Genomic DNA, 17,386 nt, shown 5'->3' on the forward strand with positions numbered 1-17,386 from the left:
CGAAAGACCTCATGAGGCACTAAATAATATGACGCCGATTGAGTATAAAACACTAAAACAAGTAGCATGATTTTCTACGTCTGTTTTGTACTAACTATGGGGTATTTACACAAGTTCTTCAAAGCATTCATCATAGGCCTCACTCTCAGCCCTAGACATATGAGATCCTCCATTCCAAAAACGTACTACAGATTCATAACATCCAGATAATCCAACACAAAAAATACCTACTAATAAAATATTAATTTTACGTTTCATTTTACCTCACTCCTTGCCTTGTTCTTGATGGTTTAACTAAAACCGGTAAAGAGGAATTATCTTTGTTTAGATTATGATTTGTACCAGATGTTATGATGTAGTGATGTAGTGATTGGGTAAAAACACTAGTGGATTTCGACTACAAAACCAAAGCAGTAAAATCTTTGCTTGAATCTAAAATCCTTTTCTTCTTAGACATTCATTTCTGGCCGGTATATATACATTACCTAACCAGTCTTGCATTTCTTTTGAACCAGGACTTTTATTTTGAGGTTCAGGAATAGATTCAAGTTCTTCAAAGCATTCTTTTTTGGCTTTTTTTTCTGCTTGAGATGAGAAATCCCAACCTGGTCCATTCCAAAAACGGACTACAGATTCATAACAGCCAGATAATCCAACACAAAAGATGCTCACTAATAATATATTAATATTGCGTTTCATTTTACCTTACTCCTTGCCTTGGTCTTGTAGGCGGTACTAAAACGGGTAAAGAGGGATTATCGTGATTTAGATTATGGTTTGGTCCATCAATCCATTTTTCATTAAAATCATCTAAATAAGGATTTTCAACTTTTCTATCACCAGTCAAATTTCCATTTGCATCTATATTTCTACCTTTTTCATCTACTAAGTATTTTCTAGGTGTTTCCCTGAAATAGCTGCTATGCGAGTACATAAATGGTTTATTTTCCACTCCTCCTGTCGGTGCATTGCCTCCTATGGTATATGGGCTCCATAAAAATGCAGCAGGGCTTCGGCCAACAAAGTCGGTATAGTGCACTGCAGAATAGGCTCTGCTTCCTTCATAACCATTTATAACCAGTTGGTTCGCATACCATGGTACATGGGTCGCGGTGCCATAAAATATCGGTATCTGGGTGGTTCTAATCGGTTTACGTGTCCACTTATCTAAGGTAGTCATATTACCCTGTCTATCAACCAGATTGATATACCCATCTGCATCGATCACCACTGCCTGAGCAAGGGTTGGATTGTTATATTGATCATTTGGATCTTTTTTGGGTTCTATTACAGTGCCTCTAAAATTATATCAAATTCTGGATTTGAAATCGGCTTGCCGGTGTTTTTATCAATACAGTCGTTACCATCTAGATCCTTCAAATACGCGTCAAGATAGTAGTGACCATTGTAGCTGCTGTGGCTGTAACATGAACCGATACATTTTCCGCGCGCTCTTCGCTCAGCTCGCCGTTTTTCCGCTTGCATTGATTTATAAGTTTCAAATGTTGGGGTACCTCTTCTTTCCATACAACTTGTATACATAGGAGTATTAGATACACCATTTTTATAACCTTTTCTTGCAACCCTATTTTCCGGCCTTGAGGCCAGATCAGAGCAGTATGTTTGATTTTTTTTCCTCAGTTCCTTCATTTCTGGGGATTCAGCTTCGTAGTAAGCATTTCTTTCTTTATGTACTCTTCTAATAGCGGCTGTTTCCGCATAATAGCCATTATACCAGTCGGATATACTGCATCCGGTTAATAGTACACTTAAGCCTGTTAGAAGCAGGAATTTTGGTTTAGCGCGGTGGATCTGCATGATATCTCTTTCCTTCAAAGTTAAAATAACGTTTGCCATTAACTTCATGTATTGGTATTTGCGTTATTTCAATTGGCTTATTTGTTCTTTTATCCAATGTCACCATATTTCCATACCTGTCGACCAATCTGATGTAGCCGTCTTTTCCTATCACAACTGCTTTAGGATCAGAATAATTATAAGGTTGTTTTTCTTGATAGTTGTTATACCAGTCGGATATGCTGCACCCGCTTAATAGTAGCATAAGGCCGGTTATGATTAATAAGCGGGTGCTAGTCATGGTCTCTTCTTTAATCAGGTTTTGACTGGAATTTAGAGTACTATTTCTCCGCGCGCTCTTCTTTCTTCTCGCCGTTTTTCCGCTTGCCTTGATTCATAAGTACCAAAAGTGGGGGTTCCGCCTTTTTCCATACATACAGAATACATTGGTTCATTAAAAACTCGGTTTTCATACCCTATCTCCACAATCCGATTTTCCGGCCTTGAGGCCAGATCAGAGCAATATGCTTGATTTTTTTTCCTCAGTGCCTTCATTTCAGGGGATTCAGCATTGTAGTAAGCGTCACTTCTTTTAGTGTATCTTTTCATTGATGACCTATCTACATAATAGCCATTATACCAATCGGATATGCTACAGCCGGTTAATAGCAGAATGAAGCCTGTTAGAAGCAGTAATCTTGTTTTAGCGCGGTGGATCTGCATGGTATCTCTTTATTTATAAGATAAAAAATGATGCTACTATCACACGCGCTTTACCAATACTCAGGTATTATTTCTCCGCGCGCTCTTCGCTCAGCTCGCCGTTTTGCCTCTTGCCTTGATCCATAAGTTTCATATGTTGGGGTACCTCTTCCTTCCATACATAAAGTATACATAGGAGTATTAGATACCCCATTTGGATAACCAGCCCTTGCAACCCGATTTTCCGGCCTTGAGGCTAGTTCCGTACAATATGCATCATTTTTTTTCCTTAGTTCCTTCATTTCTGGGGATTCAGCATTGTAGTAAGCATCTCTTTCTTTATGTGCTTTTATAATAGCGGTTCTTTCCGCATAATAGCCATTATACCAATCGGATATACTGCAACCGGTTAATAGTATACTTAAGCCTGTTAGAAGCAGTAATCTTGTCTTAGCGCGGTGGATCTGCATGATATCTCTTTCCTTCAAAGTTAAAATAACGTTTGTCATTAACTTCATGTATCGGTATCTGGGTGTTTTTAATATGCTACCCAATACTCTAACCAGCCACTAAACTTATTTTTACTGATTTTCAGGTACTATCTCTCCTCGCGCTCTGCGCTCGGCGCGCCGTTTTTCGGCTTGCATTGAGGCATAAATTCCATATGGTGGTGTGCCTCGTTCTTCCATGCATCTGTTATACATTCCTTCATTAAATACCCCATTCGGATAACCAGCCCTTGACTCCCGATTCTCTGGTTTGGATGCTAATTCTGTGCAATAGGCATCATTTTGCTTTCTCAATGCTTTCATTTGCGGTGATTCAGCCTCATAATAAGCATGTCTGTCTTTCTGCCCTTTTATAATGGCAGCTCTCTCGGCATAATAGCCATTATACCAGTCAGATATGCTACAGGCATTTAATGCTAGGGTAAGGCTGGTTACTATTAGTAACTTTGTTTTAGCGCGGTGGATCTGCATGATATCTTTTTCCTTCAAAGTTAAAATAGTGTTTGCCATGGATTTCATGTATTGGTATCTGGGTGGTTTTAATCGGTTTTAAGGTTCTACTGTCTATGGTGGTCATATTGCCCTGCCGATCAACCAGATTGATGTTGCCATCGGCGCCGATAACAACCGCTTGAGCAAGGGTTGGGTTGTTATAGCGTTTATTTGCATTCGGTTTAGGTTCCACTACAGTATCCTTAATTTTATCAAATTCAGGATTTGGCATCGGTTCTTGAGTATTTTTATCTATATATTTATTGCCAAATGGATCAAGCAGATTTTCATCAAGTTCATAGGCGCCATTGTAGCTGCTGTGGCTGTAACATGAGCCTAAGGGGTTGCCGATACACTCTCCGGCGGTTACCGGGTTTAAACCGACTAATCTGCCAACAAAGTCGGTATTGTGGTTGCCTAGGAATAAGGTGCTGTTGATGCCATCTTCATCGATATAACCATTTTTCTGGAGCATTTCATATTCGCCTATTATATGCGCTGCCGGACCGAGATATTTGGTTCTGGAGATGGGGGTACCGGTTTCGTCCTTTTTATTCTGCAGGTAGGCGGTGCTGACTTTATCGGTCATGGAACCGCGGCTGTGGTTATTTCCTATGATTTCTGTGCCGGTTTGTTTGGCCAGCTGTTTCAGTATGGCATTGGTTTTTTCTGCATTGGTTAATGGCAATCTGCCTCCGAGCCATTCGTTGAGTTTGTCGTAGAATGCATAAAAGCCAACTTCGCCCAGACCGGGGATAACTTCTACGGTGGGGTTGTTGACCACGACATAGAGGTTGCCATTGGCCGCTGCTTCGGGGTTTTGTTTAACTGCATTTCTGAATGCGGCTTCTTCGTTGTTGTAGATGCCCGGATTAGAAATCAATACTGATTTGCCATCCATGATTTCGTTGTAATCATATATTTCTATAGCGGTTCCTTCAAATGGGGCATTTTTATTGTCTTCTTTAGTTAATTTACTTTGATCACCGGCTTCTATGGCATCGTTAACGTTATTGATGTCTTTACACTGGTATTTAGCCGCGGCACCTGAGCAGGTGACTTTGTAAACTTTTCCGGCGGTTATGTGTCTGGCTGCGTTTTTGGCATAGTCGGCATGTAGGGCTGCGGTTTCTAATGCTGCGGTACCAATATCACCTGCCCATAATATGCCGAGGGCGGTATCCAGATAGGCTATATTCTGTTCCATTCTGCGCCCTTCTTTTTCTAATTCGATGCTTTTTTCGGTTCTGAGGCCGCCATTTTTTCTCCGCTCTTCTTCAGCTTCTTCGTATTTTTTGCGCGCCTGTTGTAGTAGTTCTTTTTTCAGTTCCTGCCGGTTTTGGTCAAATTCCTGGCTGACTTCGCGCTGTAAATCCAGCTCTTCCTGTACTTTGTCTTTGTCAAAGTTGTTGGCCAGATAGCCGGCTTTGTCGGCATAGTTGTCGCTGGTGATGTCGGTATGGATACCGGCGATGGTTTGGGCGGCGTTTTTGCCTGTTTTCTGCTGCTGGGCGGTTTCATCGGTGATGATAATGTTGTTGGTGTTGATGCCGCTGTGGGTGGTGCTGCTGTCATGGCCGCTGTCGTGTCCAAAGCCCAGTGATTTGTTTACGCCGTCTTTGCTCTGTCCTGTCCAGCCGCCGCCATAGTTTCCGCTGGCTCCGATGCCGATGCTGCTGCCTTTGTAGTCACTGTGGTTTTTGATATCGCTGCTGGTGAGACTACCAGTAATAAGCTGGTTTTTACCCGCCGCTTCGGCTGCCTGTGTTGAGGTGATGATGGCGCCTTTGAGGTCGGTATTGCCTTTGACTTTGATCTGGTAGCCATTATCGCCGGCAATGATACCGCTCTGTTCGGTGACGCCGGCATAATCGGCTTTGATTTTGCTTTTGTTGTAGTTGGCTGTGCCGGATACGCCATAGCCTACGGTTATCTGGCCGCCGATGCTCTGCTGTTTGCTGTCGTATTTGGCGGTGTCTTGCAGGCTTTCGATGTTTAGTTCGGCTGCATCGATGCTGACACCTTTGCCGGTTACCTGTGCGCCTTTGATGTTGGTGGCACCACCGCTAATCAGGCTGGTGTTGCCACTGAGGCTGCCGATATGGCTGTTGCGGTAGCTGGTTTCGTCGCCGTTAGCATGACCTTTGCCGCGGTTGGCTCCGGCGGTAACGCCGAAGGAGGCGCCACCGGAGCCGTAGTTGATGGCTACGCCGGCATTCCAGCCGCTGGATTTGTTTTTGCTGCGCTCGCTGTGGCTTTGCTCGGCAGCCAGTAGGTTAATTTGGTTATCCGCCTGTAAGTGGGTGCCTTGGTTACCACTAATGTCGGAACCGATGATGTTGATGTTGGAGTCTTGGCCGGCGCCGGTGGCCAGCAGGTTAACTTGTCCGCCGGCATGGATGTTGCTGGCTGAGGCAACGTTGTCTACGCTGTGGCTTTCGCTGCGGCTTTTTTGTTGGCCTACGGTGATGCTAACGCTAACATTGGCGGGATTCTTCGGATCTTTGCCAATATCGGTAACTGCCTGACCGGCTTTGTAGCTATCCATGCCGGCGTTAAAGGCGGCCATGGCGTTGACGCGGTCGTTTTTGCTTTTGCCTACGCGTTTGATGGCGGTATTGGCCGTCTAGATGGCATTGATCACGGGGACATTAATCAGGTTTTGACTGGAATTCAGAGTACTATTTCTCCGCGCGCTCTTCTCTCTTCTCGCCGTTTTTCCGCTTGCCTTGATTCATAAGTATTAAAAGTAGGGGTTCCGCGTTTTTCCATACATCCATCATACATTGCTGAATTAAAAACTCCATTTTCATAACCTTTCCTTGCAACCCGATTTTCCGGCTTCGAGGCTAACTCCCTACAATATGCATCATTTTTTTTCCTCAGTTCCTTCATTTCTGGGGATTCAGCATCATAGTAAGCCGCACTTTTTTTTTGTTCTTTTATAATGGAGGCTCTTTCCACATAATAGCCATTATACCAGTCGGATATGCTACAGCCAGTTAATAGCAGGATGAAGCCTGTTAGAAGCAGTAATCTTGTCTTAGCGCGGTGGATCCGCATGATATCTCTTTCCTTCAAAATTAAAATAACGTTTGCCATTAACTTCATGTATTGGTATTCGCGTCATTTTAATTGGTTTATTTGTTATTTTATCCAATGTCACCATATTTCCATGCCTATCAACCAATCTGATGTAGCCGTCTTTTCCTATCACAACTGCTTTAGGATCAGAATAATTATAAGGTTGTTTTTCTTGATAGTTATTATACCAATCGGATATGCTACAGCCGGTTAATAGCAGAATGAAGCCTGTCAGAAGCAGTAATCTTGTCTTAGCGCGGTGGATCTGCATGATATCTCTTTCCTTCAAAGTTAAAATAACGTTTGCCATGGATTTCACGTATCGGTATCTGGGTGGTTTTAATATGCTACCCAATACTCTAACCAGCCACTAAGCTTATTTTTACTGATTTTCAGGTACTATCTCTCCTCGCGCTCTGCGCTCGGCGCGCCGTTTTTCGGCTTGCATTGAGGCATAAATTCCATATGGTGGTGTGCCTCGTTCTTCCATGCATCTGTTATACATTCCTTCATTAAATACCCCATTCGGATAACCAGCCCTTGGTTCCCGATTCTCTGGTTTGGATGCTAACTCTGTGCAATAGGCATCATTTTGCTTTCTCAATGCTTTCATTTGCGGTGATTCAGCCTCATAATAAGCATGACTGTCTTTTTGATCCTTTATAATGGCAGCTCTCTCTGCATAATAGCCATTATACCAGTCAGATATGCTACAGGCATTTAATGCTAGGGTAAGACTGGTTACTGTTAGTAATTTTGGTTTAGCGCGGTGGATCTGCATGGTATCTCTTTCCTTCAAAATTAAAATAGCGTTTCCCATTAACTTCATGTATTGGTATCTGGGTGGTTTTAATCGGTTTTAAGGTTCTACTGTCTATGGTGGTCATATTGCCCTGCCGATCAACCAGATTGATGTTGCCATCGGCGCCGATAACAACTGCTTGAGCAAGGGTTGGGTTGTTATAGCGTTTATTTGCATTCGGTTTAGGTTCCACTACGGTATCCTTAATTTTACCAAATTCAGGATTTCGAATCGGTTCTTGAGTATTTTTATCTATATATTTATTGCCAAATGGATCAAGCAGATTTTCATCAAGTTCATAGGCTCCATTGTAGCTGCTATGGCTGTAACATGAGCCCAAGGGGTTGCCGACACACTCTCCGGCAGTTACCGGGTTTAAACCGACTAATCTGCCAACAAAATCGGTATTGTTGTTGCCTAGGAATAAAGTGCTGTTGATGCCATCTTCATCGATATAACCATTTTTCTGGAGTATTTCATATTCGCCTCTAATGTGTGCTGCCGGACCGAGATATTTGGTCCTGGCGATGGGGATACCGGTTTCGCCCTCTTTATTCTGTAGGTAGGCGGAGCTGACTTTATCGGTCATTGAGCCACGACTGTGGTTATTTCCCATGATTTCTGTGCCGGTTTGTTTGGCCAGCTGCTTCAGTATGGCATTGGTTTTTTCTGCATTGGTTAATGGCAGTCTGCCACCCAGCCATTCGTTGAGTTTGTCGTAGAATGCATAAAAGCCGACTTCGCCTAAGCCGGGAATAACTTCTACGGTGGGGTTGTTGACCACGACATAGAGGTTGCCTTTGGCCGCTGCTTCGGGGTTTTGTTTGATGGCATTTCTGAATGCGGCATCTTCGTTGTTGTAGATGCCCGGATTAGAAATCAATATTGATTTGCCATCCATGATTTCGCCGTAATCATAAATCTGGATTGCGGTTCCTTCAAATGGGGCATTTTTATTGTCTTCTTTGGACAGTTTGCTTGCATTACCGGCTTCTATGGCATCGTTAACGTTATTGATGTCTTTACAAAAATACTGTGCCTCTGCACCTGAGCAGGTGACTTTGTAAACTTGTCCGGCTGTTATGTGTCTGGCTGCGTTTTTGGCATAGTCGGCATGTAGGGCTGCGGTTTCTAATGCTGCGGTACCAATATCACCTGCCCATAATATGCCGAGGGCGGTATCCAGATAGGCTATATTCTGCTCTATCTGCGCCCTTCTTTTTCTAATTCGATGCTTTTTTCGGTTCTGAGGCCGTTATATTCAAAACGTTATCTGTGATGCTTCATATAATCTCGATAGTAGGGATTTTCCACGGGGTGATCAGTAAGATTACCATTTTCATCTATATAACGTCCGCGTTCATCTACAAGATATTGAGCTGGAATTTGTGCGTATTTCTCGTTAGCGGGATAAACTATTACTCTGCTGCCAGTATACCCATTGGCTTCCAGTTGTTTCTGGTAAGCAGAGATGTTGGTACCGCATCCACATAATGCGATAAAACTTGCCATCGCTAAATATTTCATCTTGTTTTCCATCATTTTCTTTCCTTATACATGGTTAAAACCTTTGCTTGAATCTAAAACCCTTTTCTTTTTAGACATTCATTTCTGGCAGGTATATATACATTGCCTAACCAATCTTGCATTTCTTTAGATCCTACATACTCATTTTTTGGGCGCGGTAGTGATCGCAGCTCTTCAAAACATTCTTCTTTAGCTTTTTTTTCCGCTTTAGACGAGAAATCCCAACCGGGCCCATTCCAAAAACGGACTACAGATTCATAACAGCCGGATAGTCCAACACAAAAAATACTTATTAATAAAATATTAATGCTACGTCTCATTTTATTTCACTCCTTGCCTTGGTCTTGTAGGCGGCACTAAAACCGATTAAGACGGATTATTGCGATTTTGATTATGATTTGTACCAGATGTTATGGTGTAGTAGTTGGGTAAAAACACTCGGGAAGTTCGACTACAAAACCAAAGCATTAAAATCTCTGCTTGAATCTAAAACCCTTTTCTTTTCATGCATTCTCTTTCAGCAGGACCATATACTTTATTTAACCAATCCTGCATTTCTTTAGACCCAATATATGCTTTTGGTTCTTTAATGGATTCAAGTTCTTCAAAGCATTCTTCTCTAGCTTTTTTTTCTGCTTTAGACGAGAAATCCCAACCGGGTCCATTCCAAAAGCGAACTACAGATTCATAACAGCCGGATAATCCAACACAAAAGATACTTATTAATAAAATATTAATATTACGCTTCATTTTACCTCACTCCTTGCCTTGCTCTTGAGGGTTTGGCTAAAATCGGATTTAATGCTTTGTTTTATTTACTTATAATTAGTAATTAACAAAGCCAATACATCATCTTTTAATATATTTAGAAACCTTTTCTTTTCATACATTCTACCGATGCAGGAGTATAAACTTTGATTAGCCATTCTTGCATTTCTTTTGAACCACGGCTTTTATTTTCTGGTTCTGGCAACGATTCAAGCTCCTCAGAACATTCTTTATAAGCTTTATGTTCTGCTTGAGGAAATCTGCCAGGCCCATTCCAAAAATCTATAGCTGTTTCCATACAACCTGTTAAACCTAAATTCATGCCTATTAAAAATAGCAAATTCATGAGGCATTTCATGATAGTGTACTCTCTCTTGCGATTTCGATAGTTTGACCAAAATCGGATTCGATGCTTTGTTTTATTTACTTATAATTAGTAATTAACAAAGCCAATACATCATCTTTTAATATATTTAAAAACCTTTTCTTTTCATACATTTCACTGTCGCATCTGAATAAATTGTACCTAACCATTCTTGCATTTCTTTTGAACCACGGCTTTTATTTTCTGGTTCTGGCAACGATTCAAGCTCCTCAAAACATTCTTTATAAGCTTTATCTTCTGCTGCTGATGAAAAACCCGGCCCATTCCAAAAATCTATGGCCGCTTCCATACAACCTGTTAAGCCTAAATTTATCACTATCAGCAATATAATTTTAATGTGGTGTTTCATGGTAATGAACTCCTTCTTGTGGTTTAGTTGGTCTTACTAAAACAGGAATAGATGGATTTACAGTATTTTGATTATGATGTTTACCATTTTTCCATTTTTTTTCGAAATCTTTGGAATATGGATTATCGTTTTTTATATTTCCAGTTAAATTCCCATTAGCATCTATATTTCTGCCTCTGTCATCTACCAAATATTTTGTCGGTACCTCTCTAAAATAGCTACTATGGGAATACAGAAACCGTCTGTCTTCTACACCACCAGTTGGGGCATTGCCACCAATAATGTATGGACTTCGGAATCCAATCAGTGGGGTTCTGCCAACAAAGTCGGTATAATGTACTGCTGAATAGGCTGCACTGCCATAATTGGTGTTACCTTCCCACCATCTATAATCATTCTTAACCAACTGATCAGCAAAGCGCGACACATTTGTTGCGGTGCCGTAGAATCTACCTTCTCTTATCGGTATTTCTGTTATGCCACGATTATTAGCATATTGCAGAGCATTGCTAGCTGTCATACCGCCGCGACTGTGATTGCTTAGATCTAAGATATAGCCTTTATCTTTGGCATATTGAAATATCATCACATTGGCTTTTTCGGCATTGGTTAAAGGTAATTTAGCGCCACTCAGGTCATTTACTTTATCATAAAAAGCATACAAACCTTCTGATATGTTATTTGTGGTGGGCGGATTGTTAATCACATACACACCATCTGCTGTTGTTCTCGAAGAATTCTGCTTAACTGCATTACTTTCGGCAGCCTCCAATGGATTCAGTATGCCCGGATTGGATATGGTGATTACTCCAGTATGCTCTCCCGGTTCAATATCATTTATATCAAATATCTGCCTTTTATTACCCGCTTCCACATATGGACTATCTGTATCTAGCGGACGTTTATTTTTATCTTTACCTAAACTGGAACAATATAATCCATCTCCTTCACATTTAACTTTCCAGATCTGTATCGGTCTTCGCGCTGCTCTGACTGCCGGATCAACAACAGCACTTCCATCTGCATAAACCAGCGCAGTTGTATTACCATAGCCATACAGTGTACCTAATACCAGATCAGTATAGAAAGTAGCTTTTTCCCATTTATTGGCTATTTCCTCCAAAGCCAGTGACTCATTTGTATTGTAGCCATTTTTGCCGTCTATATAATTTTCTTTACGGATACTTTCTGCCTGCTGGCGTTTACTGTCTGCAATTTTATGCAGGGTATCACGCAATTCTTTCCGATTCTGGTCAAACTCTTGCGTTACTTCGCGCTGTAAATCCAGTTCTTGCTGTACTTTGTCTTTGTCAAAGTTATTGCTCAGGTAGCCGGCTTTGTCGGCATAGTTGTCGCTGGTGGTGTCGGTATAAATACCGGCGATGGTTTCTGCGGCGCTTTTGCGTGTTTTCTGCTGCTGGGCAGTTTCATCGGTGATGATGATGTTGTTGGTGTTGATACCGCTATGGGTGGTGCTGCTGTCGTGACCACTGTCGCTGCCGTAGCCAACATTTGAGCTGACACCGTCTTTGCTCTGTCCTGTCCAGCCGCCGCCATAGTTTCCGCTGGCTCCGATGCCGATGCTGCTGCCTTTGTAGTCACTGTGGTTTTTGATGTCGCTGCTGGTGAGACTACCAGTAATAAGCTGGTTTTTACCCGCCGCTTCGGCTGCCTGTGTTGAGGTGATGATGGCGCCCTTGAGGTCGGTATTGCCTTTGACTTTGATCTGGTAGCCATTATCGCCGGCAATGATGCCGCTCTGTTCGGTGACGCCGGCATAATCGGCTTTGATTTTGCTCTTGCTGTAGCTGGCTGAGCCGGATACGCCATAGCCTACGGTTATCTGGCCGCTCATGTTCTGCTGTTTGCTGTCGTATCTGGCGGTGTCTTGCAGGCTTTCGATGTTTAGTTCGGCGGCATCGATGCTGATACCTTTGCCGGTTACCTGTGCGCCTTTGATGTTGGTGGCACCACCGCTAATCAGGCTGGTGTTGCCGCTGAGGCTGCCGATATGGCTATTGCGGTAGCTGGTTTCGTCGCCGTTAGCATGACCTTTGCCGCGGTTGGCTCCTGCGGTAACGCCGAAGGAGGCGCCACCGGAGCCGTAGTTGATGGCTACGCCGGCATTCCAGCCGCTGGATTTGTTTTTGCTGCGCTCGCTATGGCTTTGCTCGGCAGCCAGCAGGTTGATTTGGTTATCTGCCTGTAAGTGGGTGCCTTGGTTACCACTAATGTCGGAACCGATAATGTTGATGTTGGAGTCTTGGCCGGCGCCGGTGGCCAGCAGGTTAACTTGTCCGCCAGCATGGATGTTGCTGGCTGAGGCAACGTTGTCTACGCTGTGGCTTTCGCTGCGGCTTTTTTGTTGGCCAACGGTGATGCTAACGCTAACGTTTTGAGCAGCAGATTGGGGATTTTTACCAGCATCGGCTATGGCCTGACCGGCTTGGTAGCTATCCATGCCGGCGTTAAAGGCGGCCATGGCGTTGACGCGGTCGTTTTTGCTTTTGCCTACGCGTTTGATGGCAGTATTGGCATCTTGAATGGCGCTAACAATAGGTACGTTAACGGCAACGGTAAGGCCACTCTTTTCGTAGGTATGGATGTTGTCACGTTTGTGCTGATCCTCGGCGGCGCTGATGTCGATTTGTTTGGCGATGACGTTGACGTCGCCTTTGGGTGAGGACACGCTGCTGCCGCTCTGGCTGTAGTGGTTGCCGGCGATGATGTTGGTGTTGCCGCTGAGGCTACCGATGCTGCTGCCACTATGGATATGGGATGTGTTGGTGGTGTCGTCGCTCTCTTTCTGGCTGCCGATGCTAAAGCCGATGCCGCCGCTACCCATAAGGCCGGATTTGGTTTCTTTGTGGTACTGGCGGTCGGTGTAGTGGTTTTCGGCTGCGCTGATGTTGACATCATGGCCGGCAAGCAGGGTGGTGCCGTTGTCGGAGATGATGTTGCTGCCGCGCACGTTGATGTCTTTATCGCTGCGAATGTTGACTCTGGCACCGGTAATGTTGCTGCCTACGGCTTCGTCATAGTTGGCCTGATACTGATCCAGTGTGGTTTTTTTGGACAGGAAGCCGCTGGATTTGTCGTAGGTGGAATGATCCAGCTCGGTTTGTTGCCGCCCTTCGCTGATGTTGACGCCGTTTTTGCCATACAGGTTGACGCTGCCGTTGTAGCTGTCGATGTCGCTCTGACGGATGTTCAGCTGGTCACCGGCCAGCAGGTTGATGTCCCCTACTGCGGTGATGTTGGTGCCTACTTCGCTTTGATAGTGGTTGATCCAGTGGTTTTTGTCGCTGCGCTCACCTGCTGTCATATGGGTGGCGGTGGTGACGGTACCGAGGTTGATGCTGCCGTCACTGGCGCTAAGCTGGGTGATGCCGTTGGCGCCGGTATTGATGATGTCGGCGCCGTGGGTGTTGATGCCATGGGTGCCGGATACGCTGAGGATGCTGTCTTTGGCGCCAGTTACGTACAGGCCGGCGCTGCGGTCGATAACGATGCCACCATTACGGTTGTCGCCATAGCTGGCGGTGGTGGTGGTGAGGTTGATTTGGTCGGCTTTGAGGCTGAGCAGGTCTTGGGCGATGGCTACGCCACCGTTGAAGTTGATGCTGTTATCGGCTTTAAGAGCCATTTTGTTGGCGCTGAGGGTGCCGCTGTTGTTGATGTTCTGGGCGCCAAGGTTGACGATGTTCTGCGCTGCCAAGGTACCTTGGTTGTCTATGTTGCCGCTGTTTTGCAGGTTGATGTTGCGCGCGCTGATCAGGCTGCCGGCACTGTTGACGTCGCTGGCACGGGCAATCAGGTAAACTTTGGGCACGAGGACGGTTTGCTGGCTGCCGTCGGCCAGGGTGACGGTCTGATTAACCAGCCAGACGATGTCGCTGGTCAGTTGTGCCATCTGTTCGGCGCTCAGGGCGATGCCGGGGGTCAGTTTATACTGTTGCGCATAGGTGATGCCGGCATTCATCAGGGCTTTGTATTGTTCTTCGTCGTTCTGATAGCCCTCCAGATGGCGGAAGCCGGTCAGGTTGGCGATTTGTTCGTTGATCAGGCGTTGTTCGTAATAGCCGTCTCCCAGCCGTTTCTGCATTTTGTTCGGGTCTTGGCCGAGGGCGCTGAGCATGTAGTCGCTGCCCAGCCATTTGTGCTTGTTGGTAAAGGCAGGGTCGGTTTCTACCAGATAGCCGTTATTATCGGGGTTGATATGGTACAGGCTGTTGTTGGGCAGTCTGGCGTTGGCATTGGTGTTGGTGTTGATATCAGTCAGGGTTTTGATTTGTTGCTGCTGTTGGGCAATGTTGTTGTTGCTGGTATTGGTTTGGTTGTTGCTGTTGATGTTACCAACTTCATGGCCGGTTGGATTGGCTGCGCTGGCTACGCCCTGATTACTACCAGTAGTTACGTGTTGCTGGATGGTGCTGGCCGGGGTATCGAATTCGTGGCTGGTAATGATGGTCTGGTGGTATGGATTTACTTTAAAATATCTACTGTCAATATAACCTGAACTGAGTTTGGGATTTCTATATTTATAACGACCTTGCTCACCATGCTCTTCAATCCGCTGCTGTCCTTTGGTTTCGCGGTTTTCAAGATTCAGGTTTTCTGCACCTTTAAGTGTGCCTCCGACGAGGATGCGGCTGTTGTGATTGAGCCAGTGATCGCCGCTGATGGTTAAATCTCTGCCGATGATGATTTCACCCGGGTCGGTTTCGGTGACTTTTTGTTTGTAGATTTTGCGGTTGAAATTCCACCAGTACAGATTATCTACTGAATATTTTTTCCAAACCTTTTTGCTGCCATCGTTAAAGGTAAAGCTGATTTCTTTATCTCTTTTTTTATATTTGCCATCTACGCCATGTTCCCAGATAGCGGGATTACCTTTTTCTTGGAACTGTCTTACTCCTTTGCTGCTCTCCAGATATTCTTCTACTTTGAAGTGATTATTGAGGTTGTGTAATTCTTTGACGGCGATGTTGCCATTACCCTGCGCTTCGATGCGTGCACTACCGTTGATCAGGCTATCAGCCATGCCGGTGGCCTGATGCTGTTCGTTTAAGGCACCGCCAATGGCAATGTCACCTCCGCTCGACAGGAGGGCATGTTCTTTGTTGATGATGTTGGCGGCACCGATGTCCAGCCGCTCACGCGCAGCAATAACGGCGGCTTTGGTTTCGCTGCCGAGGGTTTCTTCCTGGTTGATCAGGTTATGGGTACCGATGGCAACATGGTTGCCATAGATGCGCCCGCTGCCGATGTTGTTGATGCTGTTGCCAGACTGTACCAAGGTGGTGCTGTTGCTGTTGATCAGGCCACGGTTGGTGATGCTGTCTTGTGCCTGTAATTCGGTATGGTTGTTACTCTGGATGATGCCACTAGCCTGGTTGTCGATATTGGCAGCGTTAAGGATTACGCTGTCGCCTCCGCTCAGGGTATGGTTGTTGCTGATATTGCCCTGGCTGCTCAGGTGCAGGCGTCCGCCAGCTTTGATGTCGGCATCGACGTTGAAGTTATCATGCAGTTGGATGGTGGCGTTACCCCCGGCACCGATGCTGCCGGGGTTGTTGAGCTGTTTGCTTTGGATGCTCAGGTCGTTGCCTGCCAATATTTTGCCGTTATCGCTGTTGTCGATGCTCAGGCTTTGTTGGTTCTGGTCGTGAATCTGGACGTCTTTGGCACTGCTGATTTGTCCCTGCCGGTTGTCTAGCTGCTGGTTAATCTGTGCCGTCAGTTGTTGGTTGGCGCGGATGGCACCGCTGTGGTTGTCTACGCTGTTGCTCTCGAGAATCAGGCTATCGGCATCGATGCTGCCTTGCTGGTTGTTGAGGCTGTGGTTGTGGATGCTGGCTTGTTTGCCGGCAATGATTTTGCCTTGGGTGCTGTTGTCTAGGGTGTTGCTGTTGAGTTGTAGTTCGCCAGCGCTGCTGATTTGCCCTTGCTGGTTGTTGATGTGTTGGCTGATCTGCGCATTCAGGTGCTGGTTGCTGCGGATGGCTCCGGCATTGTTGTTCAGGCTATCGGCTGTTAGGTCGATGCTATCGGCATCGATGCTGCCCTGCTGGTTGTTAAGTGCGCGGGTGTGCAGCTCGGCCTGTTTGCCAGCACTGATTTTGCCCTGGCTGTTATCTATAGCTCCGGCGGTTATGTTGAGGTCGCTGTTGCTGCCGATTTGGCCGTTCTGGTTCTGTAGTTGGTTGCGCACGCTAAGTTGCTGTTTGCCCTCACTGCGGATGGCGCCGTGTTGGTTGTTGAGCTCGTTGCTAGTTAGTTGCAGGCTATCGCTGTCGATGGCGCCGTTGCTGTTGTTCAGGCTGCCGGTTTGTATTTCGCTCTGGCCACCACTCCACAGTTGTCCTTTGTCGCTGTTGTCTAGCTGGTTGCTGTGGATTTGCAGTTGTTGCTGCGCGGCAATGGTGCCTTGGTCGCTGTTGTTCACTTGAGCGCTGTCGATGGCGATGCGCTCGGCTGACTGGATGCGGCCTTGGCGGTTGTCTAGCTGGCTGCTGTGGATTTGCAGTTGTTGCTGCGCGGCAATGGTGCCTTGGTCGCTGTTGTTCACTTGAGCACTGTCGATAGCCATCCACTCGGCTGACTGGATACGGCCTTGGCGGTTGTCTAGCTGGCTACTGTGGATTTGCAGTTGTTGCTGCGCGGCAATAAGGCCATGATCGCTGTTGTTCAGTTCGGCACTGTCGATGGCGATGTGCTCGGCTGACTGGATGCGGCCTTGGCGGTTGTCTAGCTGGTTGCTGTGGATTTGTAGCTGGCCGCTGCTGCTGATCTGTCCTGCGCGGTTGTCCAGCCGGGTGGTGTGGATATCAGCCTGTTTGGTATTTAGTTTGCCCTGATGGTTGTCGAGTAGTTCGCCGTTTACTTGCAGTTTGTTGAGATTCAGGGTGCCTTGGTTGCTCAGGCCGTTATGAGCAGTCAGGTCGATGCCGCCGTTGGCAATGATCTGG

The 17,386-nt window shown here is 45.6% G+C and carries 19 protein-coding genes; all 19 read right to left on the minus strand.

Annotated elements, in window-relative coordinates; all coding sequences use genetic code 11:
* Positions 1-105: 105 nt before the first annotated feature.
* A complete protein-coding gene (locus MJ764_RS11005) occupies positions 106-258 on the minus strand; it encodes a hypothetical protein (RefSeq protein ID WP_239327002.1) in 153 nt (50 codons plus the stop codon).
* A 174-nt stretch (positions 259-432) separates the two neighbouring features.
* The gene (locus MJ764_RS11010; RefSeq protein ID WP_239327004.1) at positions 433-699 is read right to left on the minus strand and encodes a hypothetical protein; all 267 of its coding nucleotides are present in this window, start codon (positions 697-699) and stop codon (positions 433-435) included.
* A 1-nt stretch (position 700) separates the two neighbouring features.
* Positions 701-1,180: a hypothetical protein gene (locus MJ764_RS11015; protein WP_239327006.1), complete on the minus strand. Its 480-nt coding sequence runs from the start codon at positions 1,178-1,180 to the stop codon at positions 701-703.
* 107 nt (positions 1,181-1,287) lie between these two features.
* Positions 1,288-1,818, minus strand: coding sequence for a hypothetical protein (locus tag MJ764_RS11020; RefSeq protein WP_239327008.1), 531 nt, complete (start codon positions 1,816-1,818; stop codon positions 1,288-1,290).
* Entirely contained in the window at positions 1,799-2,098 is a 300-nt protein-coding gene (locus MJ764_RS11025; protein ID WP_239327010.1) for a hypothetical protein, read from the minus strand. Before MJ764_RS11025 ends, MJ764_RS11020 begins: the two co-directional genes overlap by 20 nt.
* Positions 2,099-2,130: 32 nt before the next feature.
* Positions 2,131-2,520: a hypothetical protein gene (locus MJ764_RS11030; protein WP_239327012.1), complete on the minus strand. Its 390-nt coding sequence runs from the start codon at positions 2,518-2,520 to the stop codon at positions 2,131-2,133.
* A 50-nt stretch (positions 2,521-2,570) separates the two neighbouring features.
* Complete coding sequence (locus tag MJ764_RS11035) at positions 2,571-3,017, minus strand: hypothetical protein (RefSeq protein WP_239327014.1); 447 nt, start codon at positions 3,015-3,017, stop codon at positions 2,571-2,573.
* A 63-nt stretch (positions 3,018-3,080) separates the two neighbouring features.
* Positions 3,081-3,479: a hypothetical protein gene (locus MJ764_RS11040; RefSeq protein WP_239327016.1), complete on the minus strand. Its 399-nt coding sequence runs from the start codon at positions 3,477-3,479 to the stop codon at positions 3,081-3,083.
* Positions 3,460-6,069 carry a hemagglutinin repeat-containing protein gene (locus MJ764_RS11045; protein ID WP_239327018.1) on the minus strand — a complete coding sequence of 870 codons (2,610 nt, stop codon included), beginning with the start codon at positions 6,067-6,069 and terminating at the stop codon, positions 3,460-3,462. The genes MJ764_RS11040 and MJ764_RS11045 overlap by 20 nt, the downstream gene beginning before the upstream one ends.
* 104 nt (positions 6,070-6,173) lie before the next feature.
* Positions 6,174-6,563 (minus strand): hypothetical protein, encoded by a 390-nt coding sequence (locus MJ764_RS11050; protein ID WP_239327020.1) that lies wholly within the window; start codon positions 6,561-6,563, stop codon positions 6,174-6,176.
* Complete coding sequence (locus tag MJ764_RS11055) at positions 6,544-6,855, minus strand: hypothetical protein (RefSeq protein ID WP_239327022.1); 312 nt, start codon at positions 6,853-6,855, stop codon at positions 6,544-6,546. The genes MJ764_RS11050 and MJ764_RS11055 overlap by 20 nt, the downstream gene beginning before the upstream one ends.
* A 111-nt stretch (positions 6,856-6,966) precedes the next feature.
* Positions 6,967-7,365, minus strand: coding sequence for a hypothetical protein (locus MJ764_RS11060; protein WP_239327024.1), 399 nt, complete (start codon positions 7,363-7,365; stop codon positions 6,967-6,969).
* A complete protein-coding gene (locus tag MJ764_RS11065; RefSeq protein ID WP_239327026.1) occupies positions 7,346-8,287 on the minus strand; it encodes a hypothetical protein in 942 nt (313 codons plus the stop codon). The genes MJ764_RS11060 and MJ764_RS11065 overlap by 20 nt, the downstream gene beginning before the upstream one ends.
* Positions 8,288-8,655: 368 nt before the next feature.
* Positions 8,656-8,928, minus strand: coding sequence for a hypothetical protein (locus MJ764_RS11070; protein WP_239327028.1), 273 nt, complete (start codon positions 8,926-8,928; stop codon positions 8,656-8,658).
* A 38-nt stretch (positions 8,929-8,966) separates the two neighbouring features.
* Positions 8,967-9,233 (minus strand): hypothetical protein, encoded by a 267-nt coding sequence (locus MJ764_RS11075; protein WP_239327030.1) that lies wholly within the window; start codon positions 9,231-9,233, stop codon positions 8,967-8,969.
* Between the two features lie 166 nt (positions 9,234-9,399).
* Positions 9,400-9,663: a hypothetical protein gene (locus MJ764_RS11080; RefSeq protein ID WP_239327032.1), complete on the minus strand. Its 264-nt coding sequence runs from the start codon at positions 9,661-9,663 to the stop codon at positions 9,400-9,402.
* Between the two features lie 115 nt (positions 9,664-9,778).
* Positions 9,779-10,027, minus strand: coding sequence for a hypothetical protein (locus tag MJ764_RS11085; protein ID WP_239327042.1), 249 nt, complete (start codon positions 10,025-10,027; stop codon positions 9,779-9,781).
* A gap of 127 nt (positions 10,028-10,154) precedes the next feature.
* Positions 10,155-10,415, minus strand: a complete 261-nt coding sequence (locus MJ764_RS11090) for a hypothetical protein (protein ID WP_239327044.1) — start codon at positions 10,413-10,415, stop codon at positions 10,155-10,157.
* On the minus strand, positions 10,399-17,386 hold a 6,988-nt coding region (locus MJ764_RS11095), incomplete at its 5' end, for a hemagglutinin repeat-containing protein (RefSeq protein WP_239327046.1). The genes MJ764_RS11090 and MJ764_RS11095, both read right to left, overlap by 17 nt.

This window comes from Snodgrassella gandavensis, from assembly GCF_914768025.1.
Classification (GTDB): domain Bacteria; phylum Pseudomonadota; class Gammaproteobacteria; order Burkholderiales; family Neisseriaceae; genus Snodgrassella; species Snodgrassella gandavensis.